This is a genomic window from Enterobacter genomosp. S (assembly GCF_001631805.1).
Lineage (GTDB): Bacteria > Pseudomonadota > Gammaproteobacteria > Enterobacterales > Enterobacteriaceae > Enterobacter > Enterobacter quasihormaechei.
This window is the reverse complement of record NZ_LVVA01000019.1, coordinates 161,658-177,246: the sequence shown is the minus strand read 5'-3', so window position 1 is coordinate 177,246 and position 15,589 is coordinate 161,658. Positions and strand designations below refer to the sequence as shown.

Here is a 15,589-nt window from a genome sequence, read left to right as displayed (position 1 = left end):
ACAGTGGTTTTAAGTTCCCTGCTACGGAGTACGTAAACGTTTATGATACGTTTCGCAGTCATCGGTACGAACTGGATCACGCGCCAGTTCGTCGACGCCGCCCACGAAACCGGCAAATATAAGCTCACCGCAGTCTATTCCCGCAGCCTTGAGCAGGCGCAGAGTTTTGCGAATGACTACCTGGTTGAACATCTGTTCACCTCGCTCGATGAGATGGCGCAAAGCGACGCCATTGACGCGGTCTATATCGCCAGCCCGAATTCTCTGCATTTCCCGCAAACGAAGCTGTTCCTCAGCCACAAAAAACACGTGATTTGCGAGAAGCCGCTGGCCTCCAATATTGATGAAGTGGAAGCCGCCATTCAACTTGCCCGGGAAAACCAGGTGGTGCTGTTTGAAGCGTTCAAAACCGCCAGCCTGCCGAACTTCCTGCTGTTGCAGCAGTCCCTGCCAAAAATTGGCAAAGTGCGTAAAGCCTTTATCAACTACTGCCAGTATTCCTCGCGATACCAGCGCTATCTGGACGGCGAAAACCCGAATACCTTTAACCCGGCCTTCTCGAATGGCTCAATTATGGATATCGGTTTTTACTGTCTGGCCTCTGCGGTCGCGCTATGGGGTGAGCCGCACGGCGTGACGGCCACCGCCAGCCTGCTGGAGAGCGGCGTGGACGCCCACGGTATCGTGGTGCTGGACTACGGTGATTTCAGCGTGACGTTGCAGCACTCGAAGGTCAGCGACTCCGTGCTGCCAAGCGAAATTCAGGGCGAAGACGGCTCGCTGGTAATCGAAAAAATCTCCGAATGCCAGAAGCTCAGCATCGTCCCTCGCGGCGGAAAAGCGCAGGAGCTGACGCAGCCTCAGCATATTAACACTATGCTTTATGAGGCAGAGGTCTTCGCCCGTCTGGTAGAAGACAACGAAGTGAACCACCCTGGGCTGGCGATCAGCCGCACCACGGCGAAGCTGCAAACGGAGATCCGCCGACAGACCGGCGTGGTGTTCCCCGCAGACGGCGTGAATGTGGAAGCCGTCGCGTAAAGCTGTGTAATGAAACCGTGCAGAGCATTGACGAAATCGATGGTCTGACATATTTTGTTACCTGCAAAGGGGAGTAACTTCTTCGCCGGTGGATCGTCATTACGATGCGTGCAAAACCGCATCCGGTCGCCGGGCAACCTTCGTGGTTGTAAGTGAGACCTTGCCGGAAGGCGAGGTCTATGCATAAAAAGCTAACGGCTATCGTCTTCTGACCATAGCCGTTTTTGTTTTTTTATGTGTAAGGAAAATAGTATGCATTCTGTCGGCACTCCAATGCTGTGGGGCGGATTCGCGGTAGTCGTGCTCATCATGCTGGCAATCGACCTCTTTTTGCAGGGTCGTCGCGGCGAGCATGGCATGAGCGTCAAGCAAGCCGCCGTCTGGTCGCTGGTATGGGTATCCCTCTCACTCCTCTTCTGCGCCGTCTTCTGGTGGTACCTGGCCTCAACCGAAGGCCGTGCGGTGGCGGATCCTCAGGCACTCGCCTTCCTCACCGGCTATCTGATTGAAAAAGCGCTGGCGGTTGATAACGTCTTCGTCTGGCTGATGCTGTTCAGCTATTTCGCCGTGCCTGCGGCTCTGCAACGCCGCGTGCTGGTCTACGGCGTGCTGGGTGCCATCATCCTGCGTACCATCATGATCTTCGCCGGCAGCTGGCTGATTACCCAGTTTGAATGGCTGCTGTACGTGTTCGGCGCGTTCCTGCTGTTCACCGGGGTCAAAATGGCGCTGGCGAAAGAAGACGATACCGGTATCGGTGATAAGCCGCTGGTGAAGTGGATCCGTGGTCATCTGCGCATGACGGACAAGATCGAGAGCGAGCATTTCTTCGTGCGTAAGAACGGCCTGCTGTTCGCCACCCCGCTGCTGCTGGTGCTGATTCTGGTCGAGCTGAGCGACGTTATCTTTGCGGTGGACAGTATTCCGGCAATCTTCGCGGTCACCACCGACCCGTTCATCGTCCTGACCTCGAACCTGTTTGCGATCCTCGGCCTGCGTGCGATGTACTTCCTGCTGGCAGGTGCGGCAGAGCGCTTCTCCATGCTGAAGTACGGTCTGTCGGTGATTCTGGTCTTCATTGGTATCAAGATGCTGATTGTCGATTTCTACCATATCCCGATCGCCATTTCGCTCGGCGTGGTGTTTGGCATTCTGCTGGTGACGCTGGTTATCAATACCTGGGTTAACCGCCAGCACGATAAAAAGCAGCAGGCGGAGTAATCCCCTCACCCCGGCCCTCTCCCACAGGGAGAGGGTGAAAAACGAAAGCGTCACCCGGCACCTTCGTTAATCAATAGTTAAAAAACATGACGCAACACGTAAAATCCAGCATTTTACTCTTCCGCCTTTCCTCGCTTTCCTTGATACTCAACCAGGCAAACAAATATTTACATCCTGAAATAAATGTGACTTAGAGCACATCCAGGATGGAACACAATTTCACTTAGGAATTTAGTATGAGCACACAATCTAAGGGCCTGCTTGCGCGTCTGGCGCAGGGCAGCCTGGTTAAACAAATCCTGGTAGGGCTGGTTCTGGGTATTCTGCTGGCGCTGGTGTCAAAACCTGCCGCGGAAGCGACGGGGCTTCTCGGAACGCTTTTCGTGGGCGCGCTGAAGGCCGTTGCGCCGGTGCTGGTACTGATGCTGGTGATGGCTTCTATCGCCAATCACCAGCACGGACAAAAAACCAACATTCGCCCGATTCTCTTTTTATATCTGCTGGGCACGTTTTCTGCTGCGCTGACCGCAGTGGTCTTTAGCTTCCTCTTCCCCTCCACGCTGCATCTGACCTCTGCGGCGGGCGACGTTACGCCGCCTTCAGGCATTGTGGAAGTGCTGCGCGGCCTGCTGATGAGCATGGTTTCTAACCCCATTGATGCCCTGCTGAATGCCAACTACATTGGCATCCTGGTGTGGGCGATCGGCCTGGGCTTCGCCCTGCGTCACGGCAACGAAACGACGAAAAATCTGGTCAACGACATGTCCAACGCCGTGACCTTTATCGTGAAGGTCGTGATTCGCTTTGCGCCTATCGGTATCTTCGGCCTGGTGTCGTCTACCCTGGCCACAACCGGCTTTGACGCGCTGTGGGGCTACGCGCAGCTGCTGATGGTGCTGGTCGGCTGTATGCTGCTGGTGGCGCTGGTGATCAACCCGCTGCTGGTGTTCTGGCAGATCCGCCGTAACCCGTATCCGCTGGTGCTGACCTGCCTGCGCGAGAGCGGCGTATACGCTTTCTTTACCCGCAGCTCGGCGGCAAACATTCCGGTCAACATGGCGCTGGCGGAGAAGCTGAACCTGGATCGCGATACGTATTCAGTTTCAATTCCACTGGGTGCAACCGTGAACATGGCGGGTGCGGCGATCACCATCACCGTGCTGACGCTGGCGGCCGTGCAAACTCTGGGTATTCCTGTCGATCTGCCAACCGCCCTGCTGCTGAGCGTGGTGGCATCGCTGTGCGCCTGTGGCGCATCCGGCGTGGCGGGCGGCTCGCTGCTGCTGATCCCGCTGGCGTGCAATATGTTCGGTATCCCGAACGAGATTGCCATGCAGGTGGTCGCGGTCGGCTTTATTATCGGCGTATTGCAGGATTCCTGCGAAACGGCGCTGAACTCCTCTACCGACGTGCTGTTCACCGCTGCGGCCTGTCAGGCGGAAGACGCGCGTTTAGCGAAGAACGCGCTGCGAGGTTAAAAAGAAAAGCCCGGTGGCGGCTACGCCTTACCGGGCCTACAGAATATCGTAGGTCGGGTAAGCGTTAGCGCCACCCGACATAACGCTTACAGCGTCACACCACTCTTAAAGAGCGCCAGCTCGCGGAAGTCGTTCTTCTCGTTACAGGTTTGCTTGCCGCTGGCAATGTCCACGATGACATCAACAAATTCATCGAGCAGCTGCGGCATCGCCTTGCCGTGGATCAGCTGGCCCGCGTCAAAGTCGATCCAGTGCTTTTTCTTTACCGCCAGCTCGCTGTTGGTGGCGATTTTCACCGTCGGCACAAATCCGCCGTAAGGCGTACCGCGACCGGTACTGAACAGCACCATGTGGCAGCCCGCCCCCGCCAGCGCGCTGGTGGCGACCGCATCGTTACCCGGCGCGCTCAGCAGGTTCAGACCGTGGGTTTTCAGCCGTTCGCCGTAGCGCAGCACGTCCACCACCTGGCTGGCCCCCGCTTTCTGAGTGCAGCCGAGGGATTTCTCTTCCAGCGTGGTGATGCCCCCCGCTTTGTTACCCGGCGACGGATTCTCATAAATCGGCTGGTTATGGGCGATGAAGTACTGCTTGAAGTCGTTGACCATGGTGACGGTCTTCTCAAACGTCTCTTCGTCGCGGCAGTGGCTCATCAGAATGCGCTCCGCGCCAAACATCTCCGGCACTTCGGTCAGCACCGTGGTGCCGCCGTTGGCAATCACGTAATCCGAGAAGCGGCCCAGCATTGGGTTAGCGGTAATGCCGGAAAGACCGTCAGATCCGCCGCACTCCAGGCCAAACTTCAGCTCGCTCAGCTTGCCCGGCTCGCGCCTGTCGTGGCGCATCACCTCGTACAGCTGATGGAGCTGTTCAACGCCCGCTTCCACTTCGTCGTCCTGGTGCTGACACACCATAAAGTGCACGCGCGCAGGGTCAAATTCGCCCAGCGTGTCGCGGAAGGCATCCACCTGGTTGTTCTCGCAGCCCAGGCCGATCACCAGCACCGCGCCCGCATTCGGGTGGCGCACCATGTTTTGCAGCATGGTGCGGGTGTTGATGTGGTCGTCACCCAGCTGCGAACAGCCGTAGGTGTGGCTGAACAGGTGCACGCCGTCGGTGCCTTCAGCATCGTTGGTCTCTTTCAGGAAGCGCGTCTGGATTTGGCGCGCGATCCCGTTCACGCAGCCGACGGTAGGAAGGATCCACAGCTCATTGCGGATCCCCACCTCGCCGCTGGCGCGGCGGTAGATCTGCACCTCACGATCGGCCGCCTGTCCTTCTTCTGGCTGGAAGTCAGGTTGATAGCTGTACTCGTCCAGATCGCTGAGATTGGTGCGGGTATTGTGCGAATGAATATATTCACCCGGCGCAATATCCGCCAGCGCATGACCGATGGGCAAACCGTACTTTACCACGTTCTCCCCTTTCGCGATGGGGATCAGGGCAAACTTATGTCCACGTCCAATGGCCTGGCGTAACGTTACCGACTGGTTGTCGAAGGTAACTTCCGTCCCTTCGGCTAAATCTGCCAGCGCGACGGCAACGTTATCCAGCGAATGGATTTTGATGTATTGCATATCAACCTCAAACGGCCTAGTTCAGTTCAATGGCGAAGTAGTCACGCGCATTGTTAAAGCAGATGTTTTTCACCATGTCGCCCAGCAGCTGGAGATCCGCTGGCGCTTCACCCGCGTGCACCCAGCGGCCAATCATCTGGCACAGAATGCGGCGGAAATATTCATGACGGGTATAGGACAGGAAGCTGCGGCTGTCGGTCAGCATACCCACGAAGCGGCTTAACAGACCGAGCTGCGCCAGTTGCGTCATCTGACGCTCCATGCCGTCTTTCTGATCGTTGAACCACCAGCCGGAGCCGAACTGCATCTTGCCCGGCATGCCTTCCCCCTGGAAGTTGCCGATCATGGTGCCCAGCACTTCGTTATCGCGCGGGTTCAGGCAGTAAAGAATGGTTTTCGGCAGCAGGTTTTGCTCGTTCTGTTTGCTCAGCAGCTTAGACAGCTCTTCCGCCAGCGGGCGGTCGTTGATGGAGTCGAAGCCCACGTCCGCGCCCAGCAGTTTGAACTGACGCTGGTTGTTATTACGCAGCGCGCCGATGTGGTACTGCTGCACCCAGCCGCGACGGGCATATTCCGCGCCGAGGAACACCAGCACCGCCGTTTTGAACTGGGCGACTTCATGCTCGCTTAACTGTTCGCCGGAGAGACGGCGCGCCAGAATGCTGTCCAGTTCGGCTTCGTTGGATTCCGCGAACAGCACCACGTCCAGCGCGTGGTCAGAAACTTTACAGCCGTGTGCGGCGAAGTGATCCAGACGTTTGGTCAGCGCAGATTGCAGATCGGCAAAACGGCGGATGTCGGTATCAGACACTTCCGCCAGCTTCGCCATGTAGTCATTAAAGGTTGCCAGCTCGATGTTGAAGGCTTTATCCGGGCGCCAGCTTGGCAGCACCTTGATGTCAAACGTGCTGTCCTTCGCAACAACCGCGTGGTGCTCCAGAGAGTCGATCGGATCGTCGGTGGTGCCCACCATTTTCACGTTCATCTGCTTCATGATGCCGCGCGCCGAGAAGCTATCCTGCGCCAGCAGTTCGTTGCACTGGTCCCAGATTTCATCCGCAGTGGCGGGAGACAACAGCTTGCCGGTGATACCAAACGGACGACGCAGTTCGAGGTGCGTCCAGTGGTAAAGCGGGTTCCCGATGGTATGCGGCACGGTAGCGGCCCAGGCGTCGAACTTCTCGCGATCGGTCGCGTCACCGGTACACAGGCGCTCGGCCACGCCGTTGGTGCGCATTGCGCGCCATTTATAGTGGTCACCCTTCAGCCAGATATCATACAGGTTTTTGAAACGGTAATTTTCGGCAACCTGCTGCGGCGGTAAGTGGCAGTGGTAGTCGAAAATCGGCTGGTCTTTCGCGTAGTCGTGGTACAGGCGGCGAGCAAATTCGGTATCTAACAGAAAATCTTCGGTCATAAACGGCGTCATTATCGTCTTCCTCATTACGGGAGCGTCAGAAAGCTTATGTTCAGATGCTGCAAAGTTATCACACCAATTTCCAGAGTCCGACGTTTTTTTCGTGAGTTAGATCAATAAACGTCGACAAATAAATTACCCTCAAAGGGGTAAACCCTCCTGCAAGCCGCGCCATTTCTGGCTTTGCGCGCGCCGCTTAATGACCACACAAAGATTCACACTTTTGTGATGTCACTCACCTTTTAAAGTTGTATGACAAGTTATCTTTTCGCCGTCGCAAACTATAAGCCGACGGAATGCATTACCGGTGTTTGATACATCGGATTTAACGGTACGGAAGCCGACTTAGCACGATGACTTATGGCAAGGTTCGGGCCGTTCCGGGACAGGGTCCCGGTTACGCCCCTCCCGTTACAGAACAGCTCCCGGCAACGGTTGAGTTGTTGCCGTGTCCCGACACGGAAATAACATAACGATGAGGTTTTACATGCGTAAAATTAAAGGGTTACGTTGGTACATGATTGCACTGGTGACGCTCGGCACCGTGCTGGGCTACCTGACACGTAACACCGTGGCAGCAGCGGCGCCAACGTTGATGGAAGAGTTGCATATCTCCACGCAGCAATACTCTTACATCATTGCGGCCTATTCTGCCGCTTACACCGTAATGCAGCCTGTTGCAGGTTATGTTCTTGATATTCTGGGTACAAAAATCGGTTATGCCTTCTTCGCCGTTGCCTGGGCCGTGTTCTGCGGCGCGACCGCACTGGCAGGCAGCTGGGGCGGTCTGGCGCTGGCGCGTGGCGCGGTGGGTGCCGCCGAAGCGGCAATGATCCCCGCGGGTCTGAAAGCCAGCTCTGAGTGGTTCCCGGCAAAAGAGCGTTCCATCGCGGTGGGTTACTTCAACGTGGGTTCATCCATCGGGGCGATGATTGCGCCGCCGCTCGTGGTGTGGGCTATCGTGATGCACAGCTGGCAGATGGCGTTCATCATTTCCGGGGTGCTGAGCTTCGCCTGGGCCATGGCGTGGCTGATCTTCTACAAGCACCCGCGCGACCAGAAAAAGCTGTCTACCGAAGAACGCGATTACATTATTAACGGCCAGGAATCTCAGCATCAGACCGATAACGGCAAAAAGATGTCCGTCTGGCAGATCCTGGGCACCCGTCAGTTCTGGGGTATCGCCCTGCCACGTTTCCTGGCAGAGCCGGCCTGGGGTACGTTCAACGCCTGGATCCCACTGTTCATGTTTAAAGTTTACGGCTTTAACCTGAAAGAGATCGCGATGTTCGCCTGGATGCCAATGCTGTTTGCTGACCTGGGCTGTATCGTCGGCGGCTACCTGCCACCGCTGTTCCAGCGCTGGTTTGGCGTGAACCTGATTGTCTCCCGTAAGATGGTGGTCACCATGGGCGCGCTGCTGATGATCGGCCCGGGTATGATCGGCCTGTTCACCAGCCCTTACGTGGCTATCGCGCTGCTGTGTATCGGGGGCTTTGCTCACCAGTCCCTGTCTGGCGCGCTGATTACGCTCTCTTCCGACGTGTTTGGCCGTAACGAAGTGGCCACCGCCAACGGCCTGACCGGTATGGCCGCCTGGACAGCGAGCACGATGTTTGCCCTGGTGGTCGGCGCGCTGGCGGATACCATCGGCTTCAGCCCGCTGTTCGCGGTACTGGCTATCTTCGACCTGCTGGGTGCGGTGGTTATCTGGACGGTGCTGAAAAGCAAATCTGCCGACGAGCTGGCGAAAGAGTCTCTTGGGGGACCGGCGACGCAGAGTTAGCGTTGTTGTGCCGGGTGGCGGCTTCGCCTTACCCGGCAAAAACGACGCAAATGCCGCCTCCGGGCGGCTTTTTTAATGGCGAAATCTGGAGACTGGCACGCAAAAGTGGTATAACAAATCAATCGCCGTACCCTGTCTGGAGCGCATATGGAAATCACCGAATCACGTCGTTTATATCAACAACTTGCCGCCGAGCTGAAAGATCGCATCGAGCAAGGTGTCTATCTTGTCGGTGATAAACTGCCCGCCGAGCGTTTCATTGCGGATGAAAAAAGCGTCAGCCGCACCGTGGTGCGCGAAGCCATCATCATGCTGGAAGTGGAAGGCTACGTTGAGGTTCGCAAAGGTTCCGGCATTCACGTGATTTCCAACCAGGCCAAACACTCCCCCGCCCCGGACGAAAGCCTGGAATTTGCCAGCTACGGCCCGTTTGAGCTTCTCCAGGCTCGCCAGCTTATCGAAAGCAACATTGCGGAATTTGCGGCGACGCAGGTGACCAAGCAAGACATCATGAAGCTGATGGAAATTCAGGACCACGCGCGTAAGGAAAAATGCTTCCGCGATTCCGAATGGGACCTGCAATTCCACGTCCAGGTTGCTCTTGCGACTCAGAACACGGCGCTGGCGGCAATCGTTGAAAAAATGTGGACTCAGCGCGTTCACAACCCGTACTGGAAGAAATTGCACGATCACATTGATTCCCGCACGGTAGACAACTGGTGTGACGACCACGACCAGATTCTCAAGGCGCTGATTCGTAAGGATCCGCATGCGGCAAAACTGGCGATGTGGCAGCATCTGGAGAACACCAAGCAGATGCTGTTTAATGAAACCAGCGATGACTTCGAATTTAACGCTGACCGCTATCTTTTTGCCGATAATCCGGTGGTTCACCTCGATACTGCGACCAATCTCGCAAAATAAGCCTTCGTACTGCCGGCAGGCGCACCGCCGCGCCTTCCGGCCAGACAGGGTAAGAAAACCTCTATAGTGTCAGCCTTTGTAAAATCTCTCGCTCCCCTCCGTGGCTTACGCCAAAATCGTGTTTCCCCTCAAATTCTGTGACGCAGAACGTCGGGCTTTGTTACAATTGGATTCACTTCGTTATTTTGTAAGTTAGTGCTTGCTAACCAGCCAATTAACAGGGAACAGTGTTGGCCACACCTCAATGTGTCCGCGAGCGACCATAATGAAATCAAAACAATGTCGCCGTGCTGTTTTCCCGAATGACAGGCGTGACGTTAACCGATTTCCAGGAATACTGAATGGAACTTTTGACCCAACTACTGAATGCCCTCTGGGCTCAGGATTTCGAAACGCTGGCCAACCCATCCATGATTGGCATGCTCTACTTTGTGTTATTTATGATCCTGTTTCTTGAGAACGGCCTGCTGCCTGCCGCCTTTTTACCGGGCGATAGCCTGCTGGTGCTGGTTGGTGTGCTCTGTGCAAAAGGGGCGATGGCTTTCCCGCAAACGGTCCTGCTTTTGACCATTGCCGCCAGCCTGGGTTGCTGGGTGAGTTATATTCAGGGGCGATGGCTGGGCAACACGCGGATCGTCCAGAACTGGCTTTCGCATCTTCCGGCACATTACCACCAGCGAGCCCACCACCTGTTCCATAAGCACGGGCTTTCCGCCTTGCTGATCGGCCGCTTTATCGCCTTTGTACGCACCCTGCTGCCGACCATCGCGGGCCTGTCTGGCCTCAGCAGCGCGCGTTTCCAGTTCTTTAACTGGATGAGCGGCTTGCTGTGGGTTCTGATCCTGACCACGCTCGGCTACGCGCTCGGGAAAACCCCGGTCTTTATGAAGTATGAAGACCAGCTGATGTCTTGCCTGATGCTGCTGCCGGTCGTTCTGCTGGTGTTTGGCCTGGTCGGTTCACTGGTTGTACTGTGGAAGAAGAAATACGGAGCCAGGGGTTAACGATGGTTATCTCCCCGCTCGCCCTGCGTCGTTTCTCTTACGCCATCGTCGCGCTGATGATGTTCAGCGCCCTCATTCTACTGTGGTCTGCGCTACAGCATCAGGAGTCGACGCTGGCTATCCGTCCTGTGAACCAGGGAACCAGCGTGCCGGATGGTTTTTCAATCTGGCATCATCTGGACGCAAACGGGATCCGCTTTAAGAGCATCACGCCGCAAGACGATGTCCTGCTGATAAAGTTCGACTCCAGTGCGCAAAGCGCCGCGGCGAAAGCGGTGCTGGACCGAACGCTGCCGCAGGGTTACATCATCGCGCAACAGGACGATGACAACCACGTCGCCTCCTGGATGTCACGGCTACGCGACACGTCGCATCGATTTGGTTAACGACTAATATTCCGAATATTTTCACCTACTTTGGTGAAACTCCCGTTTACTTACTATGCTTAAGTACGCGGAGCACCCCTCAGATGTTCTCCGCAAAGTTCTGGAACACGGCTTACGCCGTAACACAATGGAAGGTTTCTATAATGAAATACCGCATCACCCTTGCTCTGGCCCTTTTTTCTTTAAGCACAGCTTCCTTCGCGATGTCTCTTTGTCAGGAGAAAGAAAAGGATATCCAACGCGAAATCAGTTATGCCGAGAAGCATAACAATCAGCACCGGATCGACGGTCTGAAAAAGGCGTTGAGCGAAGTGAAAGATAATTGTACGGACAGCAAGCTGCGTGCCGATCATCAGGAAAAAATCGCTGAACAGAAGGACGAGATAGCCGAGCGCCGTCAAGACCTGCAAGAAGCGAAAGAGAAAGGTGATGCGGAAAAAATTGCCAAGCGCGAGAGGAAGTTGCAAGAGGCGCAGGACGAACTGAAAGCGCTGGAAGCTCGCGATTATTGAGTTAACGGAAATCTCAACAGGAGAGAATCATGTCAAAAGATACAACTTCAGAAAATCTGCGCGCTGAACTGAAATCCCTGGCGGACACCCTGGAAGAGGTGCTGAACTCTTCTGCCGATAAATCGAAAGAAGAAGTGAGCAAACTGCGCAGCAAAGCGGAGCAGGCGCTGAAAGAGAGCCGTTACCGTCTGGGTGAAACCGGCGACGCGCTGGCGAAACAGACCCGCGAAGCGGCTGCGCGCGCAGACGAATATGTACGTGATAATCCATGGACGGGTGTAGGTATTGGCGCCGCAGTGGGTGTGGTGCTGGGTGTCCTGCTGACGCGTCGTTGATTATGGAAGATCCACGTCACGCACAAGGGCCTGCTAAAAACGTCCTCGGCATCGGCCAGCGTATTCTTACGACGCTGGTCGGGATTGCCGAAACGCGCGTCCGGCTTGCGGTAGTGGAGCTGGAAGAGGAGAAAGCCAACCTTTTCCAGATGCTGCTCATGCTCGGGCTTACGATGCTCTTTGCCGCGTTTGGCCTGATGAGCCTGATGGTGTTAATCATCTGGGCTATCGATCCACAGTATCGTCTGAACGCGATGATTGCCACAACCGTGGTTCTGCTGGTTGCAGCGCTGATAGGCGGTATCTGGACCCTGCATAAAGCGCGCACCTCGACCTTCCTGCGCCACACGCGTCAGGAGCTGGCCAACGACCGCGCCCTGCTGGAGGATGATAAGTCGTGAGCGACAAAGCCGAACGTCAGAAGCGTAAAGCGTATCTGCTGAGCCAGATCCAACAGCAGCGGTTGGATCTGTCCGCCAGCCGACGCGACTGGGTTGAAGCCACGCATCGGTTTGACCGGGGCTGGAACACTGTTCTGAGCCTGCGCTCATGGGCGCTGGTCGGCAGCAGCGTGATGGCGATCTGGTCGGTTCGGCATCCTAATATGCTGATCCGCTGGGCACGCCGCGGCTTTGGTGCCTGGAGCGCCTGGCGTCTGGTGAAAACCACGCTGCGTCAGCAGCAGCTGCGCTAGCCTTCTCGCCGGGTGGCGCTGCGCTTACCCGGCCTACGGTAAAAAGTGGGCCGGGTAAGGCGTAGCCGTCACCCGGCAACATCTCTTCATGCTCCCTTACTCAATATCTTTGAAAAAGATTGACAGTTTTCCTTGCTAACAATTGCCACCCGCCCCGTTTACACTCCTCTCCATCGACAGCAAAGACGCGGTATCTACCCGATTTTGCAAGCAAATAACGTTTAGCCGCTGATGTGGTTTCCTGGAGAGTAAAATGAAAAAATTAGAAGATGTTGGTGTACTGGTAGCGCGTATTCTGATGCCAATTCTGTTCATCACCGCAGGTTGGGGCAAAATCACCGGTTATGCGGGTACCCAGCAGTACATGGAAGCTATGGGCGTGCCGGGGTTCCTGCTGCCACTGACTATCCTGCTTGAGTTCGGCGGTGGCCTGGCGGTGTTGTTCGGTTTCCTGACCCGCACCACGGCGCTGTTCACCGCAGGCTTCACCCTGCTGACCGCCTTTATCTTCCACAGCAACTTTGCCGAAGGCGTGAACTCCCTGATGTTCATGAAAAATCTGACCATTGCAGGCGGCTATCTGCTGCTGGCCATCACGGGTCCTGGCGCTTACAGCATTGACCGTCTTCTGAATAAGAAGTGGTAAGCACGCTATACTGATTAAATTCAAAGCGAGGAGACATCTCCTCGCTTTTGCTATCTGACGGAGGAGTAAAAAATGGGACAACTCGTAGACGGCGTCTGGCAGGATGTCTGGTATGACACCAAATCCACCGGTGGACGCTTTAAGCGCTCTGTTTCGGCCTTCCGTAACTGGCTGACCGCCGACGGCGCACCCGGCCCGAGCGGCGAAGGCGGCTTCGCGGCGGAGAAAGATCGTTATCATCTGTACGTTTCTCTCGCCTGTCCGTGGGCGCACCGCACGCTGATTGTACGCAAGCTTAAAGGCCTCGAATCGTTAATTCCGGTTTCGGTGGTGAACCCGCTGATGCTGGAAAACGGCTGGACCTTCGACAGCGATTTCCCTGCCGCGACGGGTGATGAACTTTATCACCACGATTTCCTGTATCAGCTCTACCTGCGCGCCGATCCGCACTACACCGGACGCGTTACCGTACCGGTGCTGTGGGACAAGAAAAACCAGACGATCGTCAGCAATGAGTCCGCGGAAATCATCCGCATGTTCAATACCGCGTTTGATGCGCACGGCGCCCGCGCCGGGGATTACTACCCGGTTGAACTGCGCGATAAGATTGACGAGCTGAACGGCTGGATCTATGACAACGTGAACAACGGCGTCTATAAGGCCGGTTTCGCCACCAGCCAGGAAGCCTACGACGAAGCGGTTGGAAAAGTCTTTGAATCCCTGGAGCGTCTGGAGCAGATCCTCGGCCAGCATCGTTATTTAACGGGCGATCGTCTGACCGAAGCGGACATCCGTCTGTGGACGACGCTGATCCGCTTTGATCCGGTTTACGTCACCCACTTCAAGTGCGACAAGCATCGCATCAGCGACTATCTGAACCTGCACGGTTTCCTGCGCGACATCTATCAGATGCCCGGGATTGCGGAGACGGTCGATTTTGACCATATTCGTACCCACTATTTCCGCAGCCATAAGACCATCAACCCAACGGGCATCATCTCCATTGGCCCGTGGCAGGATCTGGATGAACCGCACGGGCGCGAGGTGCGTTTCGGATAATTATTTAGGGAATCAATTGATTCCCTTTTTTAATTCACAGCATACATCTATCCTTACCTCGATCGCTTAGAAAACAAGTGATTGACTGATTAAGAGGCAAGGATAATGGACTGGTATTTAAAAGTACTGCGCAACTACGTTGGATTTGGTGGCCGCGCCCGCCGCAAAGAGTACTGGATGTTCGTTCTGGTGAACTTCGTCCTGATTATGGTGCTGGGCATTGTGGACAAGATCCTCGGCTGGGAGCGAGAGGGGGGTGAAGGCATACTCACCACCATTTATGGTGTGTTAGTTCTGCTGCCTTCATGGGCCGTGCTGTTTCGTCGTCTCCACGACACCGATCGTTCGGCGTGGTGGCTGCTGTTGCTGTTGATCCCGCTTATTGGCTGGATCGTGATTTTGATTTTCAACTGTCAGAGCGGAACGCCGGGCGAAAACCGCTTTGGTCCGGATCCTAAGACAAGCGCGTAAATTCTGCCCGGTGGCGCTTACGCTTACCGGGCCTGCACGCTTATTTGTTGTGATGGGCAAAAAGCTTAGGTATTTCTCGCAAACACCATGATTTGGCTTCGCCCATGCTGTCGCGACGCCACGCCATAATGATATCCACTTCGCTGGTGTATTCCGGGCTGACCACGCGCAGCCGGCCCTCTGCAATGTCCTTTTCGACGAACGGATACGGCATGGTCGCCACGCCCAGCCCGGCGAGCAGCGCCTGCCGCTTATCTTCCAGCGACGTCACCGTCAGACGCGGCTGTTTATCCAGCAGCTGAACCGTCAGCACCGGACGCTCGCGCGCGGTATCCGCCACCGCCACGCCGCGGTACTTCACGCGCGTCACTTCAGAGAGCGGCTCCGGCTCCTGGTGAATCGGGTGATCCGGCGCGGCGACGTAGACGTTCATCACGCTGTAAAGTTTGCGCGAGTTGATTTCTGACGATGAGCGGAAGTGCATGTCCGGCGCAATGACGATATCCGCCCTGCCCGTCTCCAGCCGCTCCCATGCCCCTGCCAGCACCTCGGTGATGATCGACAGCTGGGTATTGGCTTTTGCGGCCAGCCTGTCCACCAGCGGGAACAGCGCCTCGGTGGGCACCAGCGCTTCGGTCACTAACGTCAGATGGGTTTCCCAGCCGCGGGCCAGCGCCTCGGCGTCGGTCGTCAGCTTATCCGCCGCTTCCAGCAGCACGCGGCCGCGTTCCAGCAGCATTCGCCCCACGTTGGTGAATTTTGTTCGATGACCGGAGCGATCGAAGAGCACGACGTCTAACTCTTCCTCCAGTTTTTGCATGGTATAGCTCAGCGCAGACGGAACGCGCCCCAGTTCATCTGCCGCGGCGGCAAAACTGCCCCGCCTGTCAATCGCGTCCATGACGCGAAGCGCCTCAAGCGTCAATGCTCTCTCTTTAGCCATCTCGTTCTCATTCAGGAAATTTGAACATACCGGGCAGAATATCTGGCTAACAATGCAGCGTCCATACCTTTACCATTGATTTAGTGTAAAGAGAGGTC

At 56.0% G+C, this 15,589-nt stretch carries 17 protein-coding genes; 14 read left to right on the top strand and 3 right to left on the bottom strand.

Annotated elements, in window-relative coordinates:
* Positions 1 to 42 precede the first annotated feature (42 nt).
* The 3 genes from A3466_RS14350 to sstT all read left to right on the top strand — a co-directional run bounded on the left by A3466_RS14350 (position 43) and on the right by sstT (position 3,740).
* Positions 43 to 1,041, top strand: coding sequence for a Gfo/Idh/MocA family protein (locus tag A3466_RS14350; RefSeq protein WP_063451099.1), 999 nt, complete (start codon positions 43 to 45; stop codon positions 1,039 to 1,041).
* A 252-nt stretch (positions 1,042 to 1,293) separates the two neighbouring features.
* Positions 1,294 to 2,262: a TerC family protein gene (locus A3466_RS14345; protein WP_063451098.1), complete on the top strand. Its 969-nt coding sequence runs from the start codon at positions 1,294 to 1,296 to the stop codon at positions 2,260 to 2,262.
* A gap of 236 nt (positions 2,263 to 2,498) precedes the next feature.
* A complete protein-coding gene (gene sstT, locus A3466_RS14340) occupies positions 2,499 to 3,740 on the top strand; it encodes a serine/threonine transporter SstT (protein ID WP_063451097.1) in 1,242 nt (413 codons plus the stop codon).
* An 86-nt stretch (positions 3,741 to 3,826) separates the two neighbouring features.
* On the opposite strand, the gene A3466_RS14335 is transcribed toward sstT, so the two are convergent.
* On the bottom strand, positions 3,827 to 5,314 hold the full coding sequence (locus A3466_RS14335) for a UxaA family hydrolase (RefSeq protein WP_063451096.1): 1,488 nt from the start codon (positions 5,312 to 5,314) through the stop codon (positions 3,827 to 3,829).
* A gap of 16 nt (positions 5,315 to 5,330) precedes the next feature.
* On the bottom strand, positions 5,331 to 6,743 hold the full coding sequence (gene uxaC, locus A3466_RS14330; RefSeq protein ID WP_063451095.1) for a glucuronate isomerase: 1,413 nt from the start codon (positions 6,741 to 6,743) through the stop codon (positions 5,331 to 5,333).
* A gap of 475 nt (positions 6,744 to 7,218) precedes the next feature.
* On the opposite strand from uxaC, the gene A3466_RS14325 reads away from it, so the two are divergent.
* The 11 genes from A3466_RS14325 (at position 7,219) to A3466_RS14275 (ending at position 14,548) form a co-directional block, all read left to right on the top strand.
* A complete protein-coding gene (locus A3466_RS14325) occupies positions 7,219 to 8,517 on the top strand; it encodes an MFS transporter (protein ID WP_063451094.1) in 1,299 nt (432 codons plus the stop codon).
* 147 nt (positions 8,518 to 8,664) lie between these two features.
* On the top strand, positions 8,665 to 9,441 hold the full coding sequence (exuR, locus tag A3466_RS14320) for a transcriptional regulator ExuR (RefSeq protein WP_063451093.1): 777 nt from the start codon (positions 8,665 to 8,667) through the stop codon (positions 9,439 to 9,441).
* Positions 9,442 to 9,782: 341 nt separating this feature from the next.
* Complete coding sequence (gene yqjA, locus A3466_RS14315) at positions 9,783 to 10,445, top strand: DedA family general envelope maintenance protein YqjA (RefSeq protein ID WP_022649475.1); 663 nt, start codon at positions 9,783 to 9,785, stop codon at positions 10,443 to 10,445.
* Between the two features lie 2 nt (positions 10,446 to 10,447).
* On the top strand, positions 10,448 to 10,831 hold the full coding sequence (gene mzrA, locus A3466_RS14310) for an EnvZ/OmpR regulon moderator MzrA (protein WP_063451092.1): 384 nt from the start codon (positions 10,448 to 10,450) through the stop codon (positions 10,829 to 10,831).
* A gap of 143 nt (positions 10,832 to 10,974) precedes the next feature.
* Entirely contained in the window at positions 10,975 to 11,343 is a 369-nt protein-coding gene (locus A3466_RS14305; RefSeq protein ID WP_063451091.1) for a DUF1090 domain-containing protein, read from the top strand.
* A gap of 29 nt (positions 11,344 to 11,372) precedes the next feature.
* Positions 11,373 to 11,678, top strand: a complete 306-nt coding sequence (locus A3466_RS14300) for a DUF883 family protein (protein WP_003862645.1) — start codon at positions 11,373 to 11,375, stop codon at positions 11,676 to 11,678.
* A 2-nt stretch (positions 11,679 to 11,680) separates the two neighbouring features.
* Positions 11,681 to 12,079: a phage holin family protein gene (locus A3466_RS14295; protein ID WP_003862647.1), complete on the top strand. Its 399-nt coding sequence runs from the start codon at positions 11,681 to 11,683 to the stop codon at positions 12,077 to 12,079.
* The gene (locus A3466_RS14290; protein ID WP_003862649.1) at positions 12,076 to 12,372 is read left to right on the top strand and encodes a YqjK-like family protein; all 297 of its coding nucleotides are present in this window, start codon (positions 12,076 to 12,078) and stop codon (positions 12,370 to 12,372) included. The genes A3466_RS14295 and A3466_RS14290 overlap by 4 nt, the downstream gene beginning before the upstream one ends.
* A 253-nt stretch (positions 12,373 to 12,625) precedes the next feature.
* Positions 12,626 to 13,018 (top strand): DoxX family protein, encoded by a 393-nt coding sequence (locus A3466_RS14285; RefSeq protein WP_063451090.1) that lies wholly within the window; start codon positions 12,626 to 12,628, stop codon positions 13,016 to 13,018.
* A gap of 72 nt (positions 13,019 to 13,090) precedes the next feature.
* Positions 13,091 to 14,077, top strand: a complete 987-nt coding sequence (locus A3466_RS14280) for a glutathione S-transferase family protein (protein ID WP_063451089.1) — start codon at positions 13,091 to 13,093, stop codon at positions 14,075 to 14,077.
* 105 nt (positions 14,078 to 14,182) lie between these two features.
* The gene (locus tag A3466_RS14275; protein WP_063451088.1) at positions 14,183 to 14,548 is read left to right on the top strand and encodes a DUF805 domain-containing protein; all 366 of its coding nucleotides are present in this window, start codon (positions 14,183 to 14,185) and stop codon (positions 14,546 to 14,548) included.
* A 40-nt stretch (positions 14,549 to 14,588) separates the two neighbouring features.
* On the opposite strand, the gene yhaJ is transcribed toward A3466_RS14275, so the two are convergent.
* Positions 14,589 to 15,491 carry a DNA-binding transcriptional regulator YhaJ gene (gene yhaJ / locus A3466_RS14270; RefSeq protein ID WP_003862655.1) on the bottom strand — a complete coding sequence of 301 codons (903 nt, stop codon included), beginning with the start codon at positions 15,489 to 15,491 and terminating at the stop codon, positions 14,589 to 14,591.
* Positions 15,492 to 15,589 lie beyond the last annotated feature (98 nt).

Excerpts from the sequence above, each read along its gene's own strand:
- A3466_RS14305 (WP_063451091.1), top strand. The coding sequence starts at position 10,975 with ATGAAATACCGCATCACCCTTGCTCTGGCCCTTTTTTCTTTAAGCACA.
- A3466_RS14325 (WP_063451094.1), top strand. The coding sequence starts at position 7,219 with ATGCGTAAAATTAAAGGGTTACGTTGGTACATGATTGCACTGGTGACG.
- uxaC (WP_063451095.1), bottom strand. The coding sequence starts at position 6,743 with ATGACGCCGTTTATGACCGAAGATTTTCTGTTAGATACCGAATTTGCT.
- A3466_RS14275 (WP_063451088.1), top strand. The coding sequence starts at position 14,183 with ATGGACTGGTATTTAAAAGTACTGCGCAACTACGTTGGATTTGGTGGC.
- mzrA (WP_063451092.1), top strand. The coding sequence starts at position 10,448 with ATGGTTATCTCCCCGCTCGCCCTGCGTCGTTTCTCTTACGCCATCGTC.
- exuR (WP_063451093.1), top strand. The coding sequence starts at position 8,665 with ATGGAAATCACCGAATCACGTCGTTTATATCAACAACTTGCCGCCGAG.
- A3466_RS14295 (WP_003862647.1), top strand. The coding sequence starts at position 11,681 with ATGGAAGATCCACGTCACGCACAAGGGCCTGCTAAAAACGTCCTCGGC.
- A3466_RS14345 (WP_063451098.1), top strand. The coding sequence starts at position 1,294 with ATGCATTCTGTCGGCACTCCAATGCTGTGGGGCGGATTCGCGGTAGTC.
- sstT (WP_063451097.1), top strand. The coding sequence starts at position 2,499 with ATGAGCACACAATCTAAGGGCCTGCTTGCGCGTCTGGCGCAGGGCAGC.
- A3466_RS14285 (WP_063451090.1), top strand. The coding sequence starts at position 12,626 with ATGAAAAAATTAGAAGATGTTGGTGTACTGGTAGCGCGTATTCTGATG.
- A3466_RS14350 (WP_063451099.1), top strand. The coding sequence starts at position 43 with ATGATACGTTTCGCAGTCATCGGTACGAACTGGATCACGCGCCAGTTC.
- A3466_RS14300 (WP_003862645.1), top strand. The coding sequence starts at position 11,373 with ATGTCAAAAGATACAACTTCAGAAAATCTGCGCGCTGAACTGAAATCC.
- A3466_RS14335 (WP_063451096.1), bottom strand. The coding sequence starts at position 5,314 with ATGCAATACATCAAAATCCATTCGCTGGATAACGTTGCCGTCGCGCTG.
- A3466_RS14280 (WP_063451089.1), top strand. The coding sequence starts at position 13,091 with ATGGGACAACTCGTAGACGGCGTCTGGCAGGATGTCTGGTATGACACC.
- yqjA (WP_022649475.1), top strand. The coding sequence starts at position 9,783 with ATGGAACTTTTGACCCAACTACTGAATGCCCTCTGGGCTCAGGATTTC.
- yhaJ (WP_003862655.1), bottom strand. The coding sequence starts at position 15,491 with ATGGCTAAAGAGAGAGCATTGACGCTTGAGGCGCTTCGCGTCATGGAC.